The sequence below is a fragment of the Halochromatium salexigens genome, assembly GCF_016653295.1.
Taxonomy (GTDB): domain Bacteria; phylum Pseudomonadota; class Gammaproteobacteria; order Chromatiales; family Chromatiaceae; genus Lamprobacter; species Lamprobacter salexigens.
In genome coordinates this window covers 20190-46941 of sequence record NZ_NHSF01000065.1, presented here as the reverse complement: position 1 = coordinate 46941, position 26752 = coordinate 20190, and the positions used below count along the sequence as shown (strand labels likewise).

At 63.8% G+C, this 26752-nt stretch carries 21 protein-coding genes and 1 tRNA gene; 13 read left to right on the top strand and 9 right to left on the bottom strand.

The window, feature by feature from the left end:
• Positions 1 to 64 precede the first annotated feature (64 nt).
• Positions 65 to 457 carry an efflux RND transporter permease subunit gene (locus CCR82_RS13375; protein WP_338073171.1) on the top strand — a complete coding sequence of 131 codons (393 nt, stop codon included), beginning with the start codon at positions 65 to 67 and terminating at the stop codon, positions 455 to 457.
• Here the strand turns inward: CCR82_RS13375 and CCR82_RS13370 are convergent.
• The gene (locus CCR82_RS13370) at positions 400 to 1989 is read right to left on the bottom strand and encodes a sodium:solute symporter family transporter (protein WP_201246296.1); all 1590 of its coding nucleotides are present in this window, start codon (positions 1987 to 1989) and stop codon (positions 400 to 402) included. The genes CCR82_RS13375 and CCR82_RS13370 overlap by 58 nt on opposite strands.
• 1042 nt (positions 1990 to 3031) lie before the next feature.
• Here CCR82_RS13370 and CCR82_RS13365 point away from each other — a divergent pair.
• The 6 genes from CCR82_RS13365 to CCR82_RS13340 all read left to right on the top strand — a co-directional run bounded on the left by CCR82_RS13365 (position 3032) and on the right by CCR82_RS13340 (position 12375).
• Positions 3032 to 3580, top strand: coding sequence for a hypothetical protein (locus CCR82_RS13365; RefSeq protein ID WP_201246295.1), 549 nt, complete (start codon positions 3032 to 3034; stop codon positions 3578 to 3580).
• A gap of 203 nt (positions 3581 to 3783) precedes the next feature.
• Entirely contained in the window at positions 3784 to 4767 is a 984-nt protein-coding gene (gene glk, locus CCR82_RS13360; protein ID WP_201246294.1) for a glucokinase, read from the top strand.
• A 9-nt stretch (positions 4768 to 4776) separates the two neighbouring features.
• Positions 4777 to 6546 (top strand): autotransporter assembly complex protein TamA, encoded by a 1770-nt coding sequence (locus CCR82_RS13355; protein ID WP_201246293.1) that lies wholly within the window; start codon positions 4777 to 4779, stop codon positions 6544 to 6546.
• Entirely contained in the window at positions 6543 to 10490 is a 3948-nt protein-coding gene (locus CCR82_RS19145) for a translocation/assembly module TamB domain-containing protein (RefSeq protein ID WP_201246292.1), read from the top strand. Before CCR82_RS13355 ends, CCR82_RS19145 begins: the two co-directional genes overlap by 4 nt.
• 14 nt (positions 10491 to 10504) lie before the next feature.
• Entirely contained in the window at positions 10505 to 11428 is a 924-nt protein-coding gene (locus tag CCR82_RS13345; RefSeq protein WP_201246291.1) for an LpxL/LpxP family acyltransferase, read from the top strand.
• The gene (locus CCR82_RS13340; protein ID WP_201246290.1) at positions 11428 to 12375 is read left to right on the top strand and encodes a lysylphosphatidylglycerol synthase transmembrane domain-containing protein; all 948 of its coding nucleotides are present in this window, start codon (positions 11428 to 11430) and stop codon (positions 12373 to 12375) included. The genes CCR82_RS13345 and CCR82_RS13340 overlap by 1 nt, the downstream gene beginning before the upstream one ends.
• A gap of 48 nt (positions 12376 to 12423) precedes the next feature.
• On the opposite strand, the gene CCR82_RS13335 is transcribed toward CCR82_RS13340, so the two are convergent.
• The 6 genes from CCR82_RS13335 to CCR82_RS13310 all read right to left on the bottom strand — a co-directional run bounded on the left by CCR82_RS13335 (position 12424) and on the right by CCR82_RS13310 (position 19433).
• Positions 12424 to 14019 (bottom strand): cobyric acid synthase, encoded by a 1596-nt coding sequence (locus CCR82_RS13335; RefSeq protein WP_201246289.1) that lies wholly within the window; start codon positions 14017 to 14019, stop codon positions 12424 to 12426.
• 23 nt (positions 14020 to 14042) lie between these two features.
• The gene (locus tag CCR82_RS13330; protein ID WP_201246288.1) at positions 14043 to 14510 is read right to left on the bottom strand and encodes a DUF29 domain-containing protein; all 468 of its coding nucleotides are present in this window, start codon (positions 14508 to 14510) and stop codon (positions 14043 to 14045) included.
• A gap of 76 nt (positions 14511 to 14586) precedes the next feature.
• Complete coding sequence (gene bchE / locus CCR82_RS13325) at positions 14587 to 16326, bottom strand: magnesium-protoporphyrin IX monomethyl ester anaerobic oxidative cyclase (protein ID WP_201246287.1); 1740 nt, start codon at positions 16324 to 16326, stop codon at positions 14587 to 14589.
• Positions 16327 to 16602: 276 nt separating this feature from the next.
• On the bottom strand, positions 16603 to 17496 hold the full coding sequence (locus CCR82_RS13320) for an ATP-binding cassette domain-containing protein (protein WP_201246286.1): 894 nt from the start codon (positions 17494 to 17496) through the stop codon (positions 16603 to 16605).
• Positions 17493 to 18467, bottom strand: coding sequence for a FecCD family ABC transporter permease (locus tag CCR82_RS13315; protein WP_338073170.1), 975 nt, complete (start codon positions 18465 to 18467; stop codon positions 17493 to 17495). Before CCR82_RS13315 ends, CCR82_RS13320 begins: the two co-directional genes overlap by 4 nt.
• Positions 18468 to 18560: 93 nt before the next feature.
• Positions 18561 to 19433 carry an ABC transporter substrate-binding protein gene (locus CCR82_RS13310; RefSeq protein ID WP_242513473.1) on the bottom strand — a complete coding sequence of 291 codons (873 nt, stop codon included), beginning with the start codon at positions 19431 to 19433 and terminating at the stop codon, positions 18561 to 18563.
• A 312-nt stretch (positions 19434 to 19745) separates the two neighbouring features.
• On the opposite strand from CCR82_RS13310, the gene CCR82_RS13305 reads away from it, so the two are divergent.
• Positions 19746 to 21545: a FapA family protein gene (locus CCR82_RS13305; protein ID WP_201246284.1), complete on the top strand. Its 1800-nt coding sequence runs from the start codon at positions 19746 to 19748 to the stop codon at positions 21543 to 21545.
• 52 nt (positions 21546 to 21597) lie between these two features.
• Here the strand turns inward: CCR82_RS13305 and CCR82_RS13300 are convergent, their stop codons facing one another.
• Positions 21598 to 21981, bottom strand: coding sequence for a cell wall hydrolase (locus CCR82_RS13300; RefSeq protein ID WP_242513472.1), 384 nt, complete (start codon positions 21979 to 21981; stop codon positions 21598 to 21600).
• 483 nt (positions 21982 to 22464) lie between these two features.
• Between CCR82_RS13300 and CCR82_RS13295 the strand changes: the two genes are divergently transcribed.
• Both CCR82_RS13295 and CCR82_RS13290 read left to right on the top strand, forming a co-directional pair.
• Positions 22465 to 23826: a glycosyltransferase family 39 protein gene (locus CCR82_RS13295; RefSeq protein ID WP_201246283.1), complete on the top strand. Its 1362-nt coding sequence runs from the start codon at positions 22465 to 22467 to the stop codon at positions 23824 to 23826.
• Between the two features lie 200 nt (positions 23827 to 24026).
• Positions 24027 to 24287 (top strand): hypothetical protein, encoded by a 261-nt coding sequence (locus CCR82_RS13290; RefSeq protein ID WP_201246282.1) that lies wholly within the window; start codon positions 24027 to 24029, stop codon positions 24285 to 24287.
• A gap of 94 nt (positions 24288 to 24381) precedes the next feature.
• On the opposite strand, the gene CCR82_RS13285 is transcribed toward CCR82_RS13290, so the two are convergent.
• Positions 24382 to 24458 (bottom strand) — tRNA-Arg (locus tag CCR82_RS13285).
• A gap of 202 nt (positions 24459 to 24660) precedes the next feature.
• Here CCR82_RS13285 and CCR82_RS13280 point away from each other — a divergent pair.
• The 3 genes from CCR82_RS13280 to CCR82_RS13270 are packed head-to-tail and all read left to right on the top strand — an operon-like array spanning position 24661 to position 26748.
• Positions 24661 to 25017 carry a hypothetical protein gene (locus CCR82_RS13280; RefSeq protein WP_201246281.1) on the top strand — a complete coding sequence of 119 codons (357 nt, stop codon included), beginning with the start codon at positions 24661 to 24663 and terminating at the stop codon, positions 25015 to 25017.
• Positions 25018 to 25063: 46 nt separating this feature from the next.
• Complete coding sequence (gene mazG, locus CCR82_RS13275; protein ID WP_201246280.1) at positions 25064 to 25891, top strand: nucleoside triphosphate pyrophosphohydrolase; 828 nt, start codon at positions 25064 to 25066, stop codon at positions 25889 to 25891.
• Positions 25892 to 25893: 2 nt separating this feature from the next.
• Positions 25894 to 26748, top strand: coding sequence for a DUF4743 domain-containing protein (locus CCR82_RS13270; protein WP_201246279.1), 855 nt, complete (start codon positions 25894 to 25896; stop codon positions 26746 to 26748).
• Positions 26749 to 26752: the final 4 nt, after the last annotated feature.

The following is a 26752-nucleotide window of genomic DNA, read 5'->3' as shown; positions in this document are numbered from 1 at the left end:
GGGTCCACCCATCTGAATAGCGGAACGGCGCTCAACTGCCTGCGTCAGAAGAAGGCGACCTAGCGTGATCAGGTTCCTGCTGATCTATGCGCTGGTGGTCGGCCACTTCGGTCGGCTGAAGCTGCCATTGGTGATCATGCTGCCGGTGCCGCTGACCCTGCTCGGCATCGTGCTCGGGCACTGGGCCATCGGCGCCAAGTTCACGGCGACCTCGATGATCGGCTTCATCGCCCTGGCCGGCATCGTCGTGCGCAACTCGGTGCTGCTGATCGAGGTCATCGAGGCGCGCCGGGCTGGGGGAACATCGGTGCGCGAGGCGGTGATCGAGGCCGGGGCGGTGCGTTTCCGGCCGATCCTGCTCACCGCAGTCACGGCGATATCAGCGATCGTCGAGACTGCTCACCACCACCAGAGCACCATCGCCGCTGCCAGCAGGGTCAACCCGAGCGCCATATAACGATAGTTCGCATACCAGGGCGTATCAGCCAGGTCCCGGGTCTCTTGCCGCCACAGTGCCGGGCGCCAGGTGCATTGCTGCACCTTGTCCGGGTCCGGCGGCGCGGTCGCCAGACTCACGGTAACCAGGATCAACGCGCTCAGCGCGAACATGATCCCGGCCGCATAGAGGTACTGGAGCGGCAGCCAGTCGAGCAGCTCGTTGGCGGCCCAACCGAGGATACCCAGGGGCACGCCGATCACCAGCGTCGCCAAGGCACCGGCAGTGTTCGCCCGCGGCCAGAAGATGCCGATGATGAACACGGCCGTCACCGGCGGCGTGATATAGGACATGAACGACTGCAGATACTGCCAGAGGGTCGGAAACTGCAGCACGATCGGGGACCACAGGATCGCCGCGATCATGAAACCGACCGTTGACCACCGGCCCCAGCGGGTCAGCCCTTGGTCACTGGTCTGCGGGCGGAAGGTGCGCACGAAGTCCATCGTGAACAGGGTCGCCGAGGAGTTGAAGATCGCCTCCAGGCTGGACAGGATCGCGGCGACGAAGGCAGCCAGCAGCAGGCCGCGCAGACCCACCGGCAGCAGATCCACAACCAAGGTCGGAAACACCAGATCCGGGCGCTCGAGGTCTGGGTAGAGGGCGACCGCCAGCACCCCGGGCATGACCAGGATGAACAGGTTCGGCAGCTTCAGCAGCCCGGCGAACAGCGCGCCCCAGCGGCCGTGATCGAGGTTGTGGGCGCCCAGTGCGCGCTGCACGACGAACTGATTGGTGCACCAGAAGTAGACGCCGATAACGAGCACGCCGGTGAAGATGCCAGGCCAGGGCAGGAGCTCGTCGTCAGCGGGTCGGATCAGATGCAGCGCATCGGGTGGCGCCGCCTGCATGACGGCATCCCAGGACGGCACCGCCTGCCAGGCCAGCACCAGCACCAGTGTGCCGCCGATCATGATCATGGCGGCCTGCAGCGCATCGTTGATGACGACGGCGCCGAGACCGCCGAAGAAGATATAGACCCCGGCGATCAGCGCCCCGGCCGCGAGCAGTGGCCACATCGGCGCCGACGGGAACAGGGCTTGGCCGACCATGGCGCCGGCGTAAAGCGACGCCGGGGCATCGATCAGCGTCACGGCAACCAGCAAGAAGCCCGAGAACGCCAGCCGTGGCTCGCGGCCGAAGCGGGACTCCAGGAACTGCGGGGCCGTGTAGATGCGCGCGCGCAGGTAGAGCGGCAGCAGGAACAGCACGAACAGCACCAGGATCACCGCCGGCAGCCATTCGTAGTGGTAGACGGCGATGCCGTCGTTGTAGCCGCTGCCGGGCAGGCCGACGAAGCTGCCGCCGCTCATGTTGGCGACATAGAAGGACAGACCGATGATGGGCCAACGCAGCGCCCGGCCACCAAGGAAGTAGCCTTCGGCGCCTTTGCGCGCGGTGCGAGCCGCCCACCAACCGAACAGGATGCGCGTGCCGATCACATAGACGGCGACGACCGCCAGGTCCCAGGGGCTGATCTGAACGTTTGGCATGACGCTCTCCACTCAGAGGAAGGCTACTCGTCAGAGATGGCTGCTCGGAGATGGCCCTTGTCATCGAGCTCGGCGCGCATACGATCCGAAGCGGATAGCCTCCAGCCTTGCGGTCGAGAAGTCACGGGCGATGTCCTGCAGCAGCCGGGCTTCAGTGATTGCAAACGACGTGCCCACTATCGAGCGCCGATACCGCCAAAGCTCACCCTTTGCCCTGGCAAGGCCAGGTCTTGCTGGCCCACAAGTTGCGTCCTAGACCGGTGACCGAGGGTTGGCGAGCTTTGGGCCCTCTCTGATTCGAGAGGCATTGCTGGAGGCTATCCACGACGCCCTGTATTGTGCCAATATCTGTTCCTACGCGCAGGCTTCGAGCTCATGCGTGCCGCTCAGACCGAGTACGGTTGATCGCTCGATTTCGGCGTCGATGACTCCGCGCCGCCTGCTCATCCCTCATCACATGCCGTGGTCCATTCGGTCGAAGACATCAGCCGCAATGCGGCCGCTTTTCCGATCACAGTGCGAACCGATCCGCCGCCATGTGCGCATTCGCGCCGCAGCCAACCCCTATGACTCCGCGCAGGCGAGCTACTTCGCCGCACGACGCACGCGTCACAGGCAAGAGGCGCCGAAAAGCGCACCCAAATGGCTCTTCGGTGATGCGCCGCCGTCACGTCCCCGTTGATCGTCGGGTGCTTCACGGCACCTTATCAAGGCTTGAGCCCGGTGCGGGGAAACTCGCACGCTGGGTTCTTAGGGGGCCGGGTGACGGTAACGTCACCCGGCTACCCGACTACGCGCCTTCGCTTCGCTCTCCTTGGCGCGCAGCGGACGAGACGAAGCTGTCATCCGCGCGTACATTCGCCACCACAAGAGTAGAGAAAGAGGATCAACGCCTCGACCAGCTCCAGTTTTGGAGCTGACCGGCCGCCTTTAGGCGGTCCACAATCCGTGGGGCCGCGTTAGCGTCCCCTTGCCGCTCGCAGTCGATCTTGTGGCGATAGGATGGCGCATGAGCGGAGTTTAGCAAAGGTGTCATCAGGCAATGAACGACCAGAACGCGCGTCCTCTCTGGGCTCTGGCGGCCGGGCTCGGCCTCGCCGTGGTCGTCGTGGTGCTGATCAAGGCCGGGCCGCTCCTGCATCCGCCGCTCGGCGAGCGCGCGCCGCTGAATCCTGACTGCGATCTGCTGCATGAGGCCTGTCGGGTGCGTTTCGCCGATGGCGGCGAGGTTCGTCTGGCGATCGAGCCACGGGGCATCCCGGCGGTGCGCCCGCTGCAGCTCGAGGTCAGGCTTATGCATCTGCCCACGCCCGAGCAGGTCGAGATCGATTTCCAGGGCGTCGACATGAACATGGGCTTCAATCGCGCGCGCCTGCAGCCTGTTAGCGTGGGGGCGGGCGCCGATTCTGGTGCAGCTGCCAGTGCAAGTGCCGACGCTGATGCCGATGCCAACATCGAACACTGGCACGGGCAAGGGATGCTGCCGGTGTGCGTGCGCGCGCGCATGACCTGGGAGGCTCAGGTGCTCCTGCACTATCCAGGCGGCTCGCGTGCCGCACCTTTCCGCTTCGTGAGCCAGCGTCCCAACTGACGCTGAGCCTGGGCGGTTGCGCGACGGCCAAGCCGCAGGCCGGCAGGTCACGCCGGCAAGTCGGCACGGCACCACGGCGACGACGCGATGCGCGCCACCGAAGCGCCACGGCGCTGCTATCATCACGCTCAGACATCCGCGCGCCTGCGCTCCGCATGCCTGCGGGCCGCGAGCGGGCGTCCCAGCCTTGGAGACAAACCATCATGCGTGTTCTGGTCGGCGATATCGGCGGTACCAAGACGGGACTCGGCATCGCCGAGGTTGAGGATGAGAGCGTCACGCTGGAGCTGCACCGTCGCTATCCGAGCCGAAAGTCGGTCTCGCTCGGCGAGATCGTCACCGCCTTTCTCGACGAGACCGGCTGTGGCTGCTCGGCGGCGGCCTTTGCCGTCGCCGGGCCGGTCGTCGCCGGGCGCAGCAAGACCACCAATCTGCCCTGGCAGATCGATGCCGCAGCGCTGCAGAAGAGCCTCGGGTTCGAGCGCGTGGGGCTGCTCAATGATCTCGAGGCCGTCGCCTGGGGCGTGCCCGCGCTGAGCGCCAACGAGTTGGCCGTGATCCAGCACGGCGCACCCGATGCCGTCGGCAATGCCTGTGTGGTCGCCGCCGGCACCGGGCTTGGCGAGGCGGGCCTGTTCTGGGATGGCGCGCATTATCGGCCATTCGCCACCGAGGGCGGGCATACCGATTTCGCACCGACCGACGATCGCGAATTCGCGCTGCTGAATTATCTGCAAAAGCGCGTCGGGCGCGTGAGCTGGGAGCGGGTGGTCTCCGGCATGGGGATCGGCACCGTCTATGAGTTCCTCGCCCAGTGGCACAAGGCGACGCATCCGCCGGCGGTCGCCGAGGCGCTGCGCAGTGATGGCGACATCGCCGCAGCGGTGGCCGAGGCCGCGCACAATGGTCATAGCATCAGTCAGGAGGCGCTGGAACTCTTCGCGGTGCTCTATGGGCGCGAGGCCGGCAACACCGCGCTCAAGCACATGGCCATGGGTGGGGTCTATCTCGGCGGTGGCATCGCGCCGAAGAATCTGGCCTTGCTCCAGGGCGCGGGTTTCATCGAGGGCTTCCTGGACAAGGGCCGCATGCGCGGCTTGATGGAGCGGATTCCGGTGCGGGTCATCCTGGATTCGCGCACGCCGCTCTATGGGGCTGCGCGCTATATGGTCGCCCAGATCGGCTGAGGCCTCGGCATGGCATCATCGCGCAGCTCAGTGGTGATTCGGCGCCTGTCACTCTGGGCGTCGCTGCTCATGCTGCTACCGGGTGGCGTTGCCGCGCTCAACCTCGAGGTGAAGGTCACTGGGCTCGAGGGTCGGTTGGAGCGCAACGTCCTCGCGCTGCTCGGGCTGTATCAGGAGCGCGGTGACGTGGAGATGTCGGTACCGCGGCTGCGCGTGCTATATCAGCGGGCACCGGAGCAGATTCGGGAGGCCTTGGCCCCATTCGGTCTCTATTGGGTCAAGATCGCGTCCACGCTGACCGAGCCCAGCACCGACGCGGGAACCTGGATGGCAACCTTCACGATCGACCCCGGTGAGCCGGTCAAGATTGGTCGTGTCGATTACCGCATCACCGGCCCGGGTGCCGAGAATCCGCTGTTTCCGAAACAATTCCCGATGCAGGTCGGGGATGCGCTGATCCATGCAGATTATGAGAAAGCGAAGTCCCGTATTCTCAATATCGCTTCGGATGAAGGCTATATCGAGGCCGATCTGCAGCGGCATCTGGTGCTGATCGATCCAGTCGCCTATGAGGCCATCATCGAATTCCATCTCGCGACCGGCGAGCAGTTCTATCTCGGCGAGGTCGAGTTCGAGCAGGACCTGCTGGCTGAGGCCTTTCTGGAGAAATTCGTCAATTTCGAGCCGGGCGTGATCTACGATCCGGCGCTGTTGCTGGAGCTGCAAGGGCGTTTGATCGGGACCGAGTATTTCGACAACATCGAGGTGCGCCCGCTCGAGGACCAGGCCGGACCCGATCGCGAGGTGCCCATCCGTCTGCTCGCGACCCGCAACAAGGCCAATGTCTACCGCGTTGGCGCCGGCTTTGCGACCGATGTCGGGCCGCGCTTCAGTCTCGACTATCGGCGCCGTTATATCGGGCGTCGGGGCCACAACCTGAGGGCTGAGATCGAGATCTCGCAGGTCGAGCAATCGGCCCTGGCCGAATATCGGATTCCCATTCGCGATCCGGTCCAGGATTTCATGCTGATTCGGCCTGAGTTCCAGGCCTTCGATAGCGAGACCCGCGAGGGCGATCTGTTCAAGCTCGGCATCGCCCAATCGGTGCTGACCGAGGGCGGATGGCGACGCAACATCGGCGTCGATTATCGCTACGAGGATTCCTCCGTTGCGACCAACGATACCGACACCTTCAACGGTCTCGTGCCCTATCTCTCTTGGTCCAAGGTCAAGGCCGATGACCCTCTCAATACCCGTGATGGCTACAGGATCAACGCCTCTCTTCACGGTACCTCCGAGGGCCTGCTGGCGACCAGCAATTGGCTCAGTGGTCAGCTCAATTACAAGCTGATCAAGTCGCTGGGCGACAAGCTGCGCGTCATCGGTCGCACCGAACTCGGCGCGATCTGGGCGAGCAGTGTGAAGGATGTGCCGGCGAGTCAGCGCTTCTTTGCCGGTGGCGACAATAGCCTCCGTGGTTGGGGCTTCGATGTGCTTGGCCCCAATGATCCGGTCACCAACAAAACGATTGGCGGCCGCTATCTCGCGGTTGGCAGCCTCGAGTTGGAGCATCGGCTGGTCGGTCCTTGGGCAGGGGCGATCTTTACCGATATCGGCAATGCCTTCGATTCGGATGTCGACCAGGAATGGGAACAGAGCGTCGGGGTTGGCATCCGCTACAAGACGCCCATCGGGCCGGTCAGGGTTGATCTGGCCTATGCATTGACCAAGGATCCTGCGGGATTTCGGCTGCATTTTGCACTCGGGCCTGATCTGTGAGCACCACCGAGACGAGCCCCCCCGACCACGCCGGCGTTGCTGGCTCCGGCGGCGCCTCCAAGGAGGCCGAAGGGCCTGATACCGCTGATACCGCTGATACCGCTGATGCACCAGATGCATCGCGACCACGGCGCGCGCGTCGCCTCTTGCGACCGTTGCGCTGGATCGGCAGCCTGATCGGCGTTGTCCTGATCCTGAGCCTGCTGGCGGTGGGATTCGTGCTCGGCACCCAGACCGGGCTGCGCACCCTGATGGCCGTGAGCGATGATCTCGCGCCGGGGCTGATCCAGGCCAGCCGAGTCGAGGGGCGCATCCTCGGGCGACTGGAACTCGATGACCTCGCCCTGCGGCTGCCTGGCCTGGAGGTGTCGATTGGCACCCTGAGGCTCGACTGGCGCCCAGGCGCCTTGTTCACCGGAACACTCCATGTGCGGGAGCTGAGGGCCAGCGATATGGCCGTGGTCACCGAGCCGTCCGCGGACGAGACACCAGCAGAGCCATTCGAGTTACCCTCGATCAAGCTGCCGATCGCTGTGCGGATCGAGCAGGCGCTGATCGAGCGGCTCAGCTACCGGGAAGCCGGCGCGCCGCCGGAAACGGCCATCGAACTCACGCGCGCCGAACTGTCGGCCACCGCCAACGGCGATCTCGTCGAGCTCGAGCGGTTGCAGGCCGAACTGTCGCAGCCCGTTGCCCGCGTGCGCATGGACGGGCAGGTGCGGCTCGACGAGGCGTACCCGATCGAGTTGGCGCTGGACTGGCACTTTGAGCAGGCACCGGCGCTCTCACTCACCGGCGAAGGAAAGGTGACGGGGGATCTCGAGCAGGCCAGGCTCACCGGAACTCTGAACGGCACGGCTCCCGCTGTCGCCGAGATGAGTCGGATCACGGCGGATCTGGATGTCGAATGGGCAGCTCGGGTGCTGACCATCAAAACGTTGCGCCTGACCGAATCGAGCGGCAAGGATGTCGCTTCGGCCGCGGGCGCGCCTGAGGGTGCTCGCATCAAGGTCACCGGGCAGCTCGACACCAACCCGACGGTGCCGACCTTCAGTGTTCAAGCCCTGTGGGAACACCTGCGCTGGCCCTTGGCTGGTGTGCCGATGGCGCAATCGCCACAGGGCTCGCTGAGTGCCGAGGGTGCGCTCGATGGTTATACCTACAGCCTCGACGCCCAGGCCCATGGCCCGCAGATCCCAGAGACCGAACTCGCGCTGGCGGGAACGGGCGATCAGCAACACACGGAGATCCTTGAACTCAAGCTCAACACGCTGGACGGTCTCATCCGTGGTCAGGGCAGGCTGGACTGGTCGCCCGAGCTGACCTGGGAGCTGGCGCTGACCGCGAGCAACATCGATCCTGGCCGCCATTATGCGGGGCTGGATGGCCGGATCCGGCTGACGGCCGAGACCGTCGGTGGTCTCGAGAAGGGGTTCGACTTCAGGCTCAACGCAGATGCGGCGCTCGCCGATTATCCACCGACCCGCGTCGATCTGGCTGGCACTGGGACGGCCTCTGCGGCAACCATCGAAACGCTCGCGATCGAGGTCATCGGCGGGCGCATCGCTGGCACCGGCGCTCTGAGCTGGGCACCTAAACTGCGCTGGGATGCTGATCTGAGCTTGGCTGAACTGGACCCAGGGCAACTGCTCGCCGATTGGCCCGGCACCCTCGGTGGTCGTCTCCAGAGTCAGGGCGAGCTGGCGGAGGACGGTCTCGATCTCAGCGCCCGTCTCAGCGATTTTGGCGGCACGCTGCGCGGCTATCCGGTGACCGTGCAGGCCGATCTCGGCATGCAAGGGGAAACCCTCAGCATTCGCACGCTGGAAGCGGTCTCCGGCGAGACGCGATTCGCCGCAGATGGACAGCTCGGTGAACGCATCGATCTGCGCTATACCCTCAACTCGCCAAACTTGGCCGCCCTGCTGCCGGATCTCCAGGGCCGCCTCGAGGCCGAGGGCGGGCTCGCCGGAACGCTCGAGCAGCCGCGCGCAACGCTGGCGCTCGCTGGCCGAGGGATCGAGATGAACGATCAGGGGGTTGAGCGCATCGACGCCACGGCCGATGTTGGCCTCGACCAGGAGAGCCCCTTCCAACTGGCGATCGATGGTCGCGATCTGATCCTCGGCAGCCAGCGCTTCGAGCGCTTGCAGGTAAGGGGGCAGGGCAGCACCGGCTCGCATCAGCTCAGCGCCGAGATCGACGGCGAGCCACTGCGCCTCAGCCTGGCGCTCGACGGGAACCTCGACGCTACCAACGCCTATCGGGGCCGTCTGACGCGGCTGGCGCTGGAGACCGGGGAGTATGACGACTGGGATCTGGGGAGGGCTGCTCCGTTTAGCCTGGCCGCCGGCGCGTTGGAGGTGGGTCCGCTCTGTGTCGGCAACAGCGGCTCATCCAGTGGCTGTGTCACCTTCCGACAGCCCGAGGCGGGGCGCTTCTCGGCCTCGCTCGATTTACAACGGCTCGACTTCGACCTGCTCGATGCGCTCACCACCGAGACCACCGCGATCAACGGCTATCTCACCGCGCAGGCGGATGTCGAGGGCCAAGGCGATCTGCTTACCGGCAGCGCCGAACTGCGGGTGCCCGAGGGCGGGGTCGAGATCGTGCTCCCCAGGGTGAGCGAGACCTTGGTGTTCACCGGCACCCGGCTCGATGTGCGCGCCGGTGCCTCCGGTGTGGACGCGCGTTTCGCGCTGCCCATCGCGGAGGTCGGACAGGTCGACGCCGAGCTGGGCCTGCCTGGATTCCGACTCAGTGGTCTCGAGAATCAGGCGCTGAAGGGGCGTCTGCGCATCGCGCTCGATGGGCTGGATCGGTTCGCGACGCTGGCGCCCGAGGTGAGCGGCACCGAGGGAACGATCAATGGCGAGATCGAACTCGGCGGTCGGTTGCTGCAACCTCGGATGGGCGGCCACTTGGCGGCGCGCGATATCGCGTTCAGCGTTGCCTCGATTGGGCTGCGGGTCAAGGATCTCAATCTGACTGCGGCCAGTGAGGGCCGGGAGGCGATGCGGCTCGATGGCGGTGCCTGGGTGGGCGGTGGTCAGCTCAATGTCGATGGCACGGCCACTGGCCTCGGGGGCGGGGAGCCGAACATCGCGCTCAGTCTCAAGGGGCAAGACCTCAAGGTCGCCGACAGCAAGGAATACATGGCGCTGGTGTCCTTGGATCTGGAGGCGGGCTTCGGCCCTGACGGTGGCACGGTGCGCGGTGAGCTGAGCGTACCTGAAGCGACCATCATGCCGCGCTCGCTTCCGGCGGGCGCCGTCCAACCGTCGCCGGATGTGGTGCTCGATGAAGATGCTGACAACGCTGGACTGCCGCTCAGCATCGATGTCCTCGCCAAACTCGGCGATGCGGTCCTCATCGAGGCCTTCGGGCTGCGTGGTCTGCTCCAGGGCCAGCTGCGGGTCACGCAACAACCAGACCGAGCGTTGGTCGGCAGCGGTGAGCTGCAGGTGATCGATGGGACGTACCGCGTGTCTCTGCCGGGACTGGGTCTCTTGACCTCGGTCGGCCCGCCGCTGGTGATCAAGAAAGGGATCGTCCTGTTTGCCAGCACCCCGCTCGACAATCCGGGGATTATCCTCAATGCGCAGCGTGAAGGGGGCGATATGAGCGCTGGCGTGCAGGTGCTGGGAACGCTGCGCAATCCCAAGCTGGCGTTCTTCTCGGAGTCCGACCCGAATCTGTCGCAGTCCGAGATCACCCGTTATCTGGTGACGGGCATTCCTCCGCGCCGCAACGGCGAGACCGATGATCGTTCACTTTCGGTCGGGACCTATATCGCTCCGAAGCTCTACATGGAATACGACAGTAGTCTCGGCGACACATCGGATCGCATCAAGATGCGTTACGACCTGACGAATCGTATCCAACTGCAGAGTGAGACGGGTGACGGACAAGGCGTGGATCTCTTTTACAAGTTCGAGCATTGAGGTCGACGTGCGACGTGAATAAGCATTTCTGGGGGCCAAGGCACTGGCCGAGCTGGTTCGTCGTGGGCCTGTTCAAGCTCTTGGCGCGGTTGCCGTTTCGACTGCAGGTCGCGCTTGGGTGTGGCTTGGGCGCGATGGGCTATCGGCTGGCTTGGGGCCGCCGCCGGGTGGCGCGTGTCAATCTGTCACTGTGCCTGCCAGACGCTGATTCAAAAGCGCGCGAGCGACTGGTGCGCGAGCATTTCGGCTGGCTGGGCGTCGCGGCGGTCTGTCAGGGGCTGAGCTGGTCGGCGTCGCCGCAGCGCTTGTCGCGCATCCTGCGGTTGCGCCATCGCGAGCGCATCGATGCCTTGCTGGAAGCCGGGCGGCCGGTGATCGTACTGGTGCCGCATTTCGTCGGGCTCGAGCTGGGTGGAACGGCGTTCACGGCCTTGGTGCATCCCGGCATGTATATGTACCAGCGCATCCGCAATCCGGTGATCGATGCCCAGGTGCGCCAGGCGCGCACGCGCTTCGGGGCGATTCCGGTCGAGCGTCAGGATGATCTGCGCGGATTGATTCGGACGTTGAAGTCGGGGGTGCCGTTGTTTTATTTGCCGGATCAGGACCCTGGCCGGCGGCGTGGTCTGTTCGTGCCGTTTTGCGGGGTACCGGCAGCGACGGTGCCGACCTTGGGGCGCATCGCGCGGTTGGCGAATGCGGTGGTGATTCCGACCTTTGCGCGGTTTTTGCCTCGGGGTGAGGGGTTGGAGCTTTGTTTCGATCCGCCGATCGCGGAGTTTCCAAGCGGAGATGTCGAGCGGGATACGGCGCGGATGAATCAGGTGATCGAGGCGCGGTTGCGGACGATGCCGGCGCAGTATTTTTGGGTGCATCGGCGGTTCAAGACGCGACCCGAGGGGGCGGCGCCGATCTATCCTGTGCGGCGGCGGCGTTGATGTGGTCACGGAAGCTAGGGCTTGGGCGGCTGCGGGATTGGCTTGTCGGGGCCGTATTGCTGACTGTGGTCGTGGGCTTGGTCGAGACCATGATCGGATGGTCGGCCGTGCTGGAGCCTTGGGCGCTATTGCCGCCTGGGGTGCTGGCCGTGGCTTTTTTACTGACGGCGATGAGTTATTTGCTGCGGGCTGTTCGGGTGCGGGTCTATTTTCAAACCGCATTGTCTGGCCGATTTCTGGCGGTGTTACGGCTCTCGGTGCTGCACAACACCGCGAATAATCTGTTGCCGATGCGTGCTGGGGAGATGGTGTTCCCTTGGCTGATGCGCTGCTATTTTGGGCATGGGTTTTGGGCGGCTGGCGCGTCGTTGATCTGGATTCGGTTGTTGGATCTGCACTTCTTGGGGATGATCGGCGTCGTGGTGCTCTGGATGCGGGCGCCGAGTCCTTGGTGGGGCTTGCTGGTCTTGGGGTGGCTGGGGGTGCTGCCGCTATTTTGGCTCGTCTCTCGCCTAGAGTCGAAGGCGCGTGGTGAAGTTGTTGGGCACGGGCAGCGCTTGCGGCGTTTACTGGCGATTGTCGCGGCTGTCGCGGCGGCAGCGCCTCGGGAGCCGACGCGCGTCTTGTGGCTGTATCTGTGGACGGCGCTGTCTTGGAGTCTGAAGTTCGTGGGCTTTGCGCTGATCCTTGGACATTTCGTGCCGGTCGCGCTGTGGCAGGTGGTGCTTGGGGTGATGGGCGCGGAGCTGTCGACGGTGCTGCCGTTTCATGGCATTGCCGGCAGTGGTTCGTTCGAGCTGGCGGCGGTGGCGGCGATGGTGCCCTTGGGCGTGGCACCGGCGCAGGCCTTGGCCGGCGCGGTGAATCTGCACCTGTTCCTGCTTGGAAGCAGCTTGGTGCTCGGGGTTAGCGCGCTGCTGATTCCAGTGCGCATGCAACATGACTGATGTTACTGTTCGTGGACGCGAAGCCAGCCTGTGGATCCGAGGGGAGGGCTAGCGCGCGAGGGCGAGCAAGGCATCCATGTCCAGGTTGGCCTCGCAGTGATCGGCGAGGGCGTCGAGGGCGGCCTCGATACGCCGCTCGAAGTCGAGGGCGGCGGCCTTGGCGCCGACTTGCTCGAGCCAATGCGCGCGGAAGGCATCGCTGCCGAAGAGGCCGTGGACGTAGCCGCCCATGACAAGGCCGTCCGCCGAGAGGGCGCCCTCCGGACGGGCACCGTCCTGTCCTCCTGCTTCAAGCCCTTCCTCAAGCAATAGCCAGGGTCGCTCGAGCCCCGCGCCGCTGGTGCGACCCATGTGCATCTCGTAGCCGGTGACGCGGCAACCACTGCGCTGGTCGGTCAGATCCAAGTCGAGCAAACGCTTGTCGCCGCTGATGGTCGTTTCGATGTCGAGCAGCCCGAGGCCGGGGGTTTCGCCGGGCTCGCCTTCGATGCCGTCGGGGTCGCGCACCACGCGGCCGAGCATCTGGAAACCGGCGCACAGGCCGAGCACGCGGCCACCGCGACGCACGTGGGCGAGGATGTCGATGTCCCAGCCCTCGCGGCGCAGTACCTCGAGATCGACGCGCGTGGCCTTGGAGCCGGGCAGGATGATGACGTCGGTCTCGGCCGGAATCGGCTGTCCGGGTTTGATCCAGCGCAGATTCACCGCCGGCTCGGCGGCGAGCGGGTCGAGGTCGTCGAAGTTGGCGACGCGCGACAGGCGTGGGATGGCGATGTTGATGCTGTCGCCGCCGTTGGCCCAAGCGTCCTCGGCCGGACGTTCGAGGGCGAGCGAATCCTCGGCCGGTAGCTGCGAGGCGCCTTCGAACCAACGCAGCACACCGAGGAAGGGCCAGTGGGTGATCTCGGTGATGGTCTCGCAGGCGGGTGCGAATAATGAGAAATCGCCGCGGAACTTGTTCACCAGGTAGCCGACGACGCGCTCGCGGTCGGCCTGATCGAGCAGCATCCAGGTGCCGACCAGCGAGGCCATAGTGCCGCCCTTGTCGAGATCACCTAGCACGATCACCGGCACCTTGGCCTGCTCGGCAAAGTACATATTGGTGATATCGCAGTCGCGCAGGTAGATCTCGGCGCCGCTGCCGGCGCCCTCGACCAGGACCAGGTCGGCCTCGGCGCAGGTGCGCTCGAAGCTGTCGAGGATGGCCGGCATCATGCCCTGGCGCATCTGGTGATAGACGCGCGCCGGGCAGTTGCCGAGCGAGCGCCCGCGTAGCACGACTTGCGAGCCGACGTTGGTCTGCGGTTTGAGCAGCACGGGATTCATGTGGATCGAGGGCGCGACCCCGCAGGCGCGCGCTTGCAGCGCCTGTGCGCGACCGATCTCGCCGCGCGGCTGTTCGCCCTCGGTGCCGGGCGAGGCATCGCTATCGGCGGTGACGGCGGCATTGTTGCTCATGTTCTGCGCCTTGAATGGACGCACGGCGAGCCCGCGCCGGGCGTAGGCGCGACAGAGTCCAGCCACCAGCAGGCTCTTGCCGACGTCGGAGGCCGTGCCCTGGATCATCAGTGTGCGCGCGCGGCGTGGGCCGTGATCAAGCAGCGGGGGGAGCTGAAGGTCGATCGTCGGTGCGGTGTCTGGCATTGATGGTCGCCTACTCACCCCTATCACCGATCGGGATAAAACTCATCATCCAGCAGTTGCTTGATGGAATAGGGGCAAGCTCTCGGGAAGGTTGTCCGCACTAGGCGGGTTTCTTTATGCGCAAGTTCAACAGCATCGGCATAGGCATCAATGCTGGTTTCTTCTAAGACCGACTTTAGGCCGGGCGATTTGCGCAGCAGGACACTGATCTGCTGGCGCTGTTCGATGATCGTCGAACGCCAGCTATCGCCCTTGAATTCGCGCCAGCGTTCGCTAAGCGTTTGGTATTGGAATTGCCACTTGAGGAGATGTGCGATCAGGATCAAAAAACGGCTATGCAATTCGCGCCGATCGCTTTTGCTCATGTCGCTCAACTCTTCCAATAAGTGTTCGATATCCAGTTCCTCGAAGCGACCGGCGCGTAATAATTCGGCGTTGCGTTGCGTCCATTGGGAGTAGTCGGTCTGATAGAGAGAAGCGAGTTCAGTCATAGCGAATCCTCTCAAAAAGCGGCTTCCCAATCCTCGCCCCACTCGCGTGTGGCGAGGCCAAGATGGACGCTGACGACTAGGCCTCCTCAGCCACCGCCTCACGCTGCTTGCTCGTCTGCAGCTCGGGCATCGCGACATTGGCGGAGGACGACGTTGGCTTGATACCACCACCACAGCCGCCGGGCTGGCACTTCGGCGAAGCTTCGCCGCCGATCTCCAGGTCTTCCATCTGCTGGTTGCCGCCGCCGCAGGCCTTGGGCACGGCACCCGAGACACCCGCCGTGGCCGGACGCTTGGCCGCCGGTGCCTGCTTCCAGGCGTTGTGATCGGGCTCGACGATCTTCGACTTGCTCTTGTCGTAGTCGAACTTGATCAGCTTCTTGAACATTGGCCCCCAGTAGTTCTGCTTGCCAAGCTGGTAGAACTTGCGCTCATAGGCACTCTTGAAGAAGGCCTTGATGCAGCCGATCAGATACTTGCGCCGGAAGGGATCCTTGACCCAGGGATACTGGAACAGCATCCGCTTCATGTAGAAGCGCCGGTAGTTGGCCATGACGCCGTCGAGCAGCTCGGCGCGGTCGATCGTGTCCGGCTTCATGATCGGTTGCACGAAGTTGTACTTCGAGTAGTCGAACACCTCGACCTTGTCGCCCATCTCGGCGAACATGTCGGCAAACGGCCAAGGCGTGTACATCGACCAGTTGGCCATGTCGGCGCCCCAGTCCATGACCATCTGATAGGTCTCTTCCAGCGTCTCGCGGGTCTCGTTCTCGAGGCCGACGATGAACTGCGCCTCGGTGACGATGCCGTTCTCTTGGAGCAACTGCACCGCGCGCTTGTTCTGCTCGATCGTGGTCTCCTTGACGAAACGATCCAGGTTGAGCTGCGCGGCCGCTTCGGTGCCGAGCGAGACGTGCACCAGCCCGGCCTTGCGGTAGAAGGGCAACAGCTCCTCGTCGCGCATCACATCGGTGACGCGGGTGTTGATGCCCCAATGGATACCGAGATCGCGGTCGATCAGCTCCTGACAGAACTCGATGAACTTGTTGCGATTGATCTGCGGCTCTTCGTCGGCGAGGATGAAGAAACCGACGCCGTGGACCTTCACCAGCTCCTCGATCTCGTCAACCATCTGTTTCGGTTCGCGCACGCGGTAATCGCGCCAGAACTTCCACTGCGAGCAGAAGCTGCAGGTGAACGGGCAGCCGCGCGCCATGTTCGGGGTCGCGACCGGCACGCCGAGCGGGATGTAGATGTACTTCTTCCACTCGAGGATGCCCCAATCGGGCCAGATCGAATCCACATCCTTGATCGAGGGCTCGACCGGCGTGGCGACGACCTTGTCGCTCTCATCCAGGTAGGCAATCCCCTTGATCTGCTCGCGCTCGCTTGGCCAGCGCCCCTCATCGATGGCGCGCACCAGGTTCAGCGTCACCGCCTCGCCCTCGCCGCGCACGATGACGTCGATCCAGGGCGCCTCGCCGAACACCTGCTGATACATGAAGGTCGGGTGGATGCCGCCGAGCACGGTGATGGCGCTGGGGCATTCCTCCTTGGCGATCTGCAACAGCCGTTGCGCGGTGTAGATCATCGGCGTCATCGCCGTGGTCGCAACGATGTCGGCCTTGGCCTCGCGGATGGCGACGCGCAGTTGCTCCTCATCGAGGTCGTCCACCAAGGCGTCGACGAAGTGGTAGTCGGTATAGCCGCCCTGTTTGAGATAGCCGGCCAGATAGGCGACCCAGGCCGGTGACCAGTTGCCGGCGATATCGGCGGCACCGGCGCTATAGTTGGGGTGGACGAAAAGGATTCGCATTGTCAGCTCCGATGGATCTTGCCGTCGCACGCGAGCGCGGACCAGCAGTGAAGGGGCACTGGGCCCAGGTCGATCGCAGCCTGGGCCGCGGCTGCTTCAGCCCGGATTCGGTTCTCGTGGCTCAGAGTGGTGGTTTCTTCGGCTCGTGTTGTGGTTGCTGGGCACCGTGGTCGTGACCACCTGACAGCCTCTGACCGTCGTGCCAGCGTGACACTCGGAGATTATCACGCAGCGGAGTATACGGGTCTTGTCGCGCCGCCACCGAGTTGCCCTGAATCAAGCGCTTGGGTCTTTGCCACGCTGGAACGAGCCATCCCCCTGGTCCTCGCTGGCGCGCTCGTTGGCGCCGCACGCTGCGGATGGCTCGCAACTCCAGGGAACGATGTAGCGCTGCACCTGGCCGCCCTCCTCATGCTCGCCGATGATCGCCTGGACGCCATAGACGCCGCTTAGATGCTCGGGGCTGAGCACGCGCTCGACGGCGCCGCTGGCCACCGCTGAGCCCTGATCGAGCAGCAGCAGACGATCACAGAAGCGGCTGGCGAGGGTGAGATCATGCAGCACCACGACCACCGTCTGTCCGGTCTGACAGCGGGCGCGCAGCAGTTCCATGACGCGCAGTTGGTGCATCGGGTCGAGCGCGGCGACCGGCTCGTCGGCGAGCAGCACAGCGGCCTCGACGGCGAGCACGCGCGCCAGACGGGCACGGGCGCGCTCGCCGCCGGAGAGCTCATCGGCCCGGCGCTCGCGCAGCGAGTCGATGTCGGTGGCCTGCAGCGCCTGCTCGATGGCGCACCGATCGGCCTCGGCATCAGCGCCCGGGCCCCCTGGCAGCCCGCCGCGCCACCAACTGCCGCGGTAGGGATGGCGCCCGAGCGCGACCAGATCGCGCACACTGATCGGCCACTGGAGGCGATCATCCTGGCTCAGGTAGGCGAGCTGTTGGGCGCGCGCGCGCGCCGACATGCGCGCCAGCGGCTGACCCTCGAGACACACGCGTCCGCTGTACGGCAGCAGTTGCATCAGCGCCTTGACCAGCGTGCTCTTGCCGGCCCCGTTCGGGCCGATCAGCCCGAACAACTCGCCGCGCTCGATCTCGAGCGCGATGTCCTTGAGCAGCAGCCGGCCGCCGAGGCGGACCGACAGCGCTTCGACCTGCAGCAGACTCACAGCATGTCCCTCCGCGAGCGCAGCACCAGCGCCAGGAAGAAGGGCGCGCCGACCAGCGCGGTGACCACGCCGAGCTGTAGCTCCTTCGGGGTCGCGATCAGACGCAGGCTGATATCGGCCGCGAGCACCAGGATCGCCCCGCCCAGCGCGCTCGGCAGCAGTAGCCGGCCCGGACGGTAGTGGACGAAGCGGCGCAGCATGTGCGGCACCACCAGCCCGACGAAGCCGATGGCGCCGGTGACCGCGACACAGGCACCGACGCTCAGCGCCGTGCCGAGGATGATCAAGACCCGCAGACGCGGTAGATTCACGCCCAGACTGCTGGCCTCGGCCTCACCCAGGGCGAGCACCTCCAGCGCCGGCGCGGCGGCGAGCAGCAGCAGCACGCCGAGCAACACGAACGGCAGCACCAGTCGTACATCGGCAAAGCTGCGATCGCTGATCGAGCCGAGCAGCCAGAGCACGATGTCTTGCACATCGGCGGGATTCGGCGCCAGGTTCAGCGCCAGCGAGGTCAGCGCCGAGGCCAGCGCCGAGACCGCCACCCCGGCGAGGATCAGGGTCAGATTCGAGGCCCCCGCGCGCGCCAGCGCATAGAGAAAGAACGTGGCGAGCAAGGCGCACAGCATCGCCGCCGCCGGCAGTGTCCAGGCGTTGAACGCGCTGAGGCCGAAGTAGAGGGTCAGGACCGCGCCCAGACCGGCGCTCGAGGAAATCCCGAGCAGACCCGGTTCGGCCAGCGGATTGCGCAGCAGCCCCTGCAGCGCGGCGCCGGACATGCCCAGCGCCAGGCCAACCAGCCAGGCGAGCAAGACCCGTGGTAGCCGAATCTGTTGCACGATCAGCTGATGCGGCTCAGGGCCGCTGCCGACCAGACCGGCGACGACCTCGCTCAGCGACAGCGGCGCGGCGCCGAAGCGCAGTGACAGCAGGCTGAGCCCGAGCAGCAGCACCATGAGGGAGGCATTCAAGGCTGGAGACCCGAGGCGAAGCCGGATGGGATTGCCGTTAGCTTGCATGGACGGATGGGTGTCTAGCCGGTTGCTGTCGCGCGTGCGAGCTGTTCATTCAATGGGCGGGTGCTCGGAGGCCGAAGCGGGTGTCTGTTGCGATGCTGGCTCGAAGGCGTCGAGCCGCGCGGCAATCCACTCGGCGGCATCGATCAGCTCGAGCCCGCCGCAACCCCAGGCGCTGCTGCTCGGCAGGCGGATGCTCGGCACCTGCTCCAGCAGCTTTGCCAGCAACGGATGGCGACCATAGCGCGCTTTGGACGGCGGCTGGGTCCGATCGAAGTAGCCCAGCAGGAAGAGATCGGGCGGCTCGGCGATGAGTCGCTCCAAGGGCAAGCTACCCCAGCCGCGGATACCTTGTTCAGCGGCGAGATTGCTGAGGCCGAGTAGCTCGAACATCGCATCAACATAGGTTTCGCTGCCAGCGGTCCCACCATTGGGGCGTAGATAGAGTGCTCGCGTTGGATGCTTTGCGGCGGCCGCCGCGCGGGCGGACAAGGTGGCAATGCGCGCCCGCGCTTGGGCAACGGCCCGCTCGCCAGCAGCCTTGCGACCAATCGTGCGCGCGATTTCCAGGGTCATCGACAGCGCGTCTTCCAGCTCGCGCGGATAGGGCAGGGACACCACCCGAATGCCCTGTTCAGCCAACAGCTCGGCATGTGGGCGTCCGGACCAACCGAGATAGGTCAAGGCGATCTCGGGCTGGTAATACAGCAGCTCCTCGACCGCTCCACGATTGGCTGGGTAGCGCGCCGCGCGCTTGGCCACCGGCGACTGGGCCGGTGATTGTGCCTGGCGCGAGACCGAGAGGATCTGATCCGGATCACCGAGTCGCAACAACAGGAGGTCGGCGCAGAGGTTGGTGCTGGCCACTGACGGCAGTGGCATGGAGGCCGCACGCTCGCTGATCAGCCACTCGGCAGGCATCGGCTCAGAGGCTAAGACATCATGGGTCGTGGGCCCGTGGCAAAGCAGCAACGTGCTCACAAGTAACAGCAACGCGAGCGGTCCGCAGACGCCACGGCAGTGATGACGTCGATGGGCTGGGGTCGTTTGGGATAGCATTGCAACAGGATTGCATGGATACAGCCACAATGACCATACTCACGGCATGCGAATGTCCGCCCTGCGCGCAGGATTCGCTAACCCCCTGCTTGCGCCTTGACCGTCCCTCCGACCCTCACTACGCTCGCATGCTAGGCAGCCCTGAGTTTGCTGGCGCGCTTGGACTTCCTATGCGTGACCAAGCATCATGGCGAGAACCAAGCAAGCAGGCCGCAGGAGGAAAAGTTCTTGGAAACAGGCACAGACGACGGTCTCGGACAGTCTTTACCCACGGCGGAAGCGCTGGGGCTCAGTTTTCGAGAAGAAGCGGAAACAGGCGATTTCTGGGTCCACTATGAGCCACCAGAAACGCCGCCGCCGCTCGATCCGGAACATTTCCCACACATCATGGAGGTGGCTGGCTTCAAGTCCAGTGATTACCTCGTGGAGTCCGCGGCTGTTTCGACGCTGCTCAAGACCATACGCAAGGGCGAAGCCTGTGATCTGCGTCTTGGTGGGCCCGTCGATGCTCGCGTCGAGGCCTTTACCAGCGCCAATCAGATGCTGGCCGGCGTGGTTGTTGATCCACCTCGGGGGAGGGGTAAGGATCTGACACAGGAGGCACTCGATCAGGCGCTCAAGGGTGCCAACATCGTCCGCGGATTCCTCAAAGACAGTCTCGAGGCGTTAACCGGCGATGAGTTACGCCAACAGCTGCGCGAGACGCAGGTTCCGATCGGCATGATCGTCGCTTATGGTGAGCCGGCCAGGGACGGCACCGATGCCTGGCTCGAGCCGCTGATCGAGACGATCGTCGATCGTCGACCCCAGGTCGATGAATCCGGCAATGTCAATTTTCTCGAGCTTGGCGATTTTCCGCATGTCGAGGCCGGCGAGGCGCTGGTGAAACGTCATCCAGCGACCGAAGGTAAAGCAGGATGGACGGTGACCGGCCGTATCATCAAGGGGCGCAACGGTAAGAACATCGTTCTTAAACCCAAGAATGACAGCGTCAAGCTTGCCCCGGGGGATGACAATCTCTTAGTCGCTGCTACCAACGGCATGCCCGTGGTCTTCAGCAAAGGTGCCTACGTCGAAAAAGTCTTGCGTTTCGAGCAGGTTGGGCTGGAAACCGGGCATATCCGCTTCGATGGTAGCGTCCAGATAAAGGGTAATGTCGAGCCGGGAATGAAAATCGATGTCCTGGGCGATGTCAAAGTGGGTGGCTTGGTGGAGGCCGCGCATATCCTCGCGGGAGGCGCTATAGACATCGGCGGTGGTGTCATCGGTCGTCGACAATTCCAGGAAGAGCACCATCATGGAACCCCGAGGCCCGGAGTTCGGGGCTCAGGGGCTCGGAAGGAAGACAAGGTTGAGGGGCCGATCAATGATGCGTACCTGAAAGCAGGGACCCAAATCAAAGCCCGCTTCGTGCAAGACGCGACGCTCGAATCCGGCCAAGAGATCATTGTTCAGAAGCAGATTTTTCACTCACAGGTCACAGCCGGCACCCGCATCCTGCTGCCGGGGCGGGGGGCTATCGTGGGTGGCGTTGCACGCGCCAAGGAGATCATCGATGTTGGTGTTTCCGGTGCCATGGCGAACGTGGCGACCACATTGATCGCAGGCGAGACCGAGGGCATCAAGACGCGCATCGTCGCCGTGAACGATGAACTCAAACAGATCGCCAGTCAGCGCCAGCAACTGATGGCGATTGTCGAACAATTTGTCAAACAGCATAAACCGATCACGAGCGAGAAAAAGCAGAAATTCCTCGAGGCGCGTGAGAGTCTCCACCAGAAAGAACATGTCCTCTATGAAGAGCTTGCGGAACTGAAAGCCGCCTTCCAGCAGTGCCAGTCAGCACGCATCCAAGTTCGGTTTACATGCTATCCCGGCACCCTGGTTAGGCTCGGTGGCCATGAATTTTCCCCGCGCAAGGACTTGGGAAATGTCACCTTTGTCCTGCATGATGGCGACATACTGATGCGCTGAGACCCGCGACCGGTTTGGGCCGACTGGGGGTTGGATCAACGGGGCCAAAAGGTCAGCTTTGAGTGGCGCTCTGGGCGGGCCGGTAGAACAAATGACGACCGATCTGGGCCGTGCGCTGGAAGGAGCGTGACCACTTGGGGGCAACGTAATCGGCATGGTAGTAGAGGGCACCATTCGTCGGGTCAGGCGCCTGATCGGCTAAAACGCGGCGTCCCAGAGCCAAGGATCGGCGCCATGCCTGCTGCTCGGTGGGCTGATCGGACTTGCCGTCGCACCACCAAGAGAACTGGCAACTGTTGCGCTTTTGACCTCCTTGTTTGACAACTCCACACACCGACTGCGGAAAAGCCTTGGAAGCGACCCGGTTCAAGGTGACCTGGGCGACGGCGATCTGGCCTGATAGGGGTTCGGAACGCGCCTCGTGGTAGATATTCAACGCCAAGCACTGCAAGTCTTCGTTGGTATGAGCTGCCGTGTCGCTGGTAGGAGCCCCCGAACTCTTTGGGGCGATGGCGGGGCTGCTCGCAGTCGCTTGGACAGTTTCGACTGGTGCAACCGGCGAGATTGGCTCGAGTCGCAACTCGGTTGGTGCAAGCCGGAACGACTCGCGTGGCTCCATGACCGGTGATAAAAGCACCGAGGGGAAAAAGGTGGCGGCAAACGCCGTAACGGATATGGTATGCATAAGCTCCTGCCTGTTGTGATCTGCGGCAAGTTAAGATCAGCGATTTATGATATTCGAAACACCGCAATAAGGGAAATCCCTAATCTCTTACTTTGGGTGCTCAGGAGCACTGAAGAAGTGAAGGCTCGCCACCAGGAAAAGGTTTAGGGTATGCTAATACAGCATTTATCAAGCTGTATTTCGTCTTACCGGCGCTGGCCACCGGCCGGACGTCAAAGCTAGGAGAGTTTCCTTGTGAGCCCAGTTAAATCGAAGTGGCGTGGCGGTTCGTCCGTCTCCCTAACAGTCTTGTTCATGCTGGCGGTGATCATCGCCGTCGGCGTCTTCCTTCGCGGCCAGGCCTTCCTGAGTACCGAGGTGGTCGAGCCGCTACAAGCCGAGGCCGCCGAGTCCTATGCGCTTGCGCAGACACTCGGTAGCCAAGGTGCTTATCAGGTCTTGGCGGCCCCCTTTGACAACAGCAGCGAGGAAGTCGCCGCTAGCGAAGTCTTCGGCAGCCTTGGCTACCCGCTCTTTCTCTCGCTGTTCGCAACGCCCGAGGCCACCGCGAGCAGTCTGAATGCAGTGGTGATCACCCAAATGGTCTTGGGAGCCTTGGCGATCCTACTGGTGTTTATCCTCGCGACGCGTCTGATGGACCCGCACTGGGGGCTGATCACTGCATTCTTGACCGCCGTCAGCCCATTTCTCGTGAATGTCAGCCTGTATCTGATCGGCGCAACGCTGCTTCTGGTGACCCTGTTGCTCTATCTGATCAGCACGACCAGGCTCGGTGAGCGCGGCGCCCTGATACGCGCCTTTCTCGCCGCCGCCTTACTTGGCGTGGTGGCGCTGGTCGATCCGACCTACCAGTTCCTGGTCTTGCCTTGGCTGCTCGTGCTGTTCTTTACCGTCCGCAAGGGCGCGTCGAAGATCCTGATTCCAGTCGCCGCCGTGCTTGGCTTCGCGCTGATCTTCGGACCCTGGATGGCGCGCAATCAGAACGTCATCGATGCACCGATCGCTGCGGCGCCGATTGCCGCCAGCATCCAGCAGGGGATGCCCTCGGCTGACGCCGATGAGACGGCGAGCGGGCAGGACACTGAAACGCCGAGTCTGCTGGCCGCGCTAGGCCGTCTCGGGGGCGCGCTGATCAATGATCCGCGCTGGTACTTTGTCGAGAAGCCGCAGACGCTCTGGTCGGTTGGACAGCCGGCTAGCGCTGAGCAAAGCCTTGTCTACCCGGTCTCTGAGACACCCTATGCCGAAAATCCTCTCTTCCTAACGAGCGAGGAGTTTATGCGGATCTTGCATGGGCCGCTGTTGCTGATTGGCGCCATCGGCGTGATCCTCGTCTGGCTACCCTTCGCCGGACGCCGCTTAACGCCCAGCCAGCGTATCGGTCTGCGCAGCATCAGCCTGGTGTTGATCTACGCGACCCTTACCCATCTCTTCGGGGTGGCTCAGTCGCATGATGCGGCGCCACTGCTGCCGCTGCTCTTCGTGATGGCGCTAACGCCGCTGTATGTCATCACCTCGCCTCGCCTTGAAGCTGCCGCGCCGAAAACCGCGCAGGAGCCAGAGAGTGAGCCGCAACTAGAAACCGACGCCACCTGATAAGCTCATCATGCTTCCTCGGGCACCTCGAACGAGGTGCCCGACTAGCAGCAATTCATTCTAAAAAGGTTTAACGTCTTCGCGCATTTCGGCAACACGCTCAGGTCGGCCAAGGTCAGGATGATTGGGAAGCAGCGCCGCGAACGATCCACACCGGTCGGATGCGGCCGAGCCATTGGCGGCCTTCAGGAGGCGAGAGTATGACCTACGATCCGGCAGACTACGCAGTGTTGAATGGGCCGGTTGAGACGCTCGAGGTGATCGATCTGAAGCTCATCCGTCAGGCGTTCGCCGAGGCTAAGCGCGAATCGACCGAAGCTGGGTGTGCCCAAGCGTTCATCGCCTCGCTCTCGGCGTTGCTGCTGATGAGCGGAGATCTTGAGCTTGGCAACGAGATCGGTGCTCTGATCGGACTGCGTCAGCTCGATGCTGAAGCACTAGAATGCTTGATCGCCAGCTGAATCTCTGAGGAGCAGCGACTCATCAATAGCTGAACCACAACACGAACGCTAGGCTTTGCCGGCGACGTTTGGCTTAGCGGCGATTTGGTTTATATGGCGCGCCAGGAAGGATTCGAACCTCCGACCACCTGGTTCGTAGCCAGGTACTCTATCCAGCTGAGCTACTGGCGCGTCGAGCAGCTAATTATCTATTGGCTATCGGATGCTGTCAAGCACTTGCGATATGTCGAGATGATCCGCTCAATGGCTCGTGCTCGTGCGGCAGGTCAGTACCGCATACTGTATCCTGCGTCGATATCGGGTACTGTTTGAAGGCGTTCATGTCGGGTTCAATGGCTCAGTCTGGTGTGTGTTTAGGTAGGGAGGGTGACGCGTGCGCCTAGTCTTGATCGCGCTCGCTGGCTTGTGGGCGATTGGCGCCTTGGTGGCCTTCCTGCGCACGCGCGAAAAGCCGCTCGATGCCAAGCTGAGCGCCGCCTATCTGGTGATCTGGCCGGCGATGCTGGTGCTGATGTATATCAATCAGCCGGTGCCGCTTTGGGTCTCGGTCCCGATCTTCTTTGGTTTCATCCCCTGGTTCCTGGCCGGTCCCCACCTGTGGAGCATCCTCCAGGACCCGGGCCGGATCAAACCCGGCGAAGTGGTCGGCATCCCGCGCGGCTACTGGACTTGGGGTGGCCTGGCTGCCGTGCTCCTGGGCGTTTTGTTCCAGGTTTTTTTGCGCCCTTGATTCGATCACTCTTTGCCACCGTTCATCTCTGTGATACCCGCTTTTCATGACTAACTCGCCGAGCAACCAGCCCCCAGAGGATCTGCGCCGGATCGAGGCGCTACTGCAGATCGTCGCGCGCCTGCGCGATCCACAGCGCGGCTGCCCCTGGGATCTGAAGCAGACCATGCGCAGCATCTTGCCGTTCACGCTCGAGGAGGCCTACGAGGTCGCCGAGGCGATCGAGAACGACGACATGCCCGAGTTGCGCGAGGAACTCGGCGATCTGCTGTTCCAGGTCGCGATCTACGCGCGCATGGCCGAGGAGCAGGAGGCCTTCAGCTTCGAGGACGTGATCGAGGCGATCTGCGACAAGATGATCCGTCGCCATCCGCATGTGTTCGGCGATGTGCGGGTCGAGTCCGAGGCCGAGGTGCGCGCGAACTGGGAGCGCATGAAGGCCGACGAGCGCGAGGCCAAGCACGAGCGCCCGCATATCAGCGTCCTGGATGGGGTCGCCCAGGCCTTGCCGGCGCTGGTGCGGGCTGAAAAGCTGCAGAAGCGCGCCGCCAATGTCGGCTTCGATCTCGATGACCTGAGCCATGCCGTCGAGAAGATCCAAGAAGAGTTGCGCGAGTGCGAGGAGACCTTCGCCGCGCATGCCGATTCCACTGAGCGCGTACACGAGCTGGGCGATCTGCTGTTCTCCTGCGTCAACCTCGCGCGGCATCTTGGGGTCGATGCCGAGCAGGCACTGCGCGCGGCCAATCACCGTTTCGAGCGCCGCTTCCAGCGCATCGAGGTCTGTCTGCGTGCCGCCGGGCAGGTGCCGGCGCGCTCCCAACGCGCCGAGATGGATCGGCTGTGGGAGATCGTCAAGCAAGAGCAGCACTGAGCATGAGCTTCCTCGAGCGTATCGACGAGTGCAATCGCTGGGCCACTGGGGATTTCACGCCCTTCCTCGTCGCCGGTGAACGACTTGGCATGGTGCGCCGGGAGTTCGCCGACGCCCTGTGTGGGCTGTTGGGCACACGCTTCGCGCGCGCCGACGAGGGCCTGCATTGGACGAGCGCACCGAATGGATTCGCGTTGCGCACCGAGGCCATGGCACAGCTATGCGAGATGCTGATCGCGCGCGGACTCATCCGCTACCGCCACGGCGAGGACTACCCGGTGACGAGCGGCCGGCGCGAGGATGCGCGTTTCCTGATCGATCGCGCCTGCGCGCCTTACTTTGGAATACGCGCCTTCGGCCAGCACATCAATGGGTTCGTGCGCGCTGATGATGGCCTGCGCATGTGGATCGCGCGCCGCGCGGCGGATCGACGTGTATATCCGAACCGGCTCGATAACATGGTCGCGGGGGGCTTACCCTGGGGCCTCAGCTTGCGCGAGAACCTCCGCAAGGAGTGCGCGGAAGAAGCGGGCATGCCGGCGACGCTGGCCGATCGCGCGGTCTCGGTCGGCGCCATCAGCTATTGTCGCGCCTCCAAGCGCGGGCTGAAGCCGGATGTGATGTACTGCTACGATCTGGAGCTGCCGGCGGATTTCGAGCCGCAGTGTCAGGATAGCGAGGTCGCCGGTTTCGAGCTGATGCCGATCGAGCAGGTCGCCGAACGCGTGCGCGAGACGGATGAATTCAAGCTCAACTGTAACCTGGTGATCATCGACTTCCTGGTCAGGCATGGCGTGCTCACCCCCGACCATCCCGATTATCTGGAGATCGTCCAGCGCCTGCGCTCGCTCGCCTGATGCG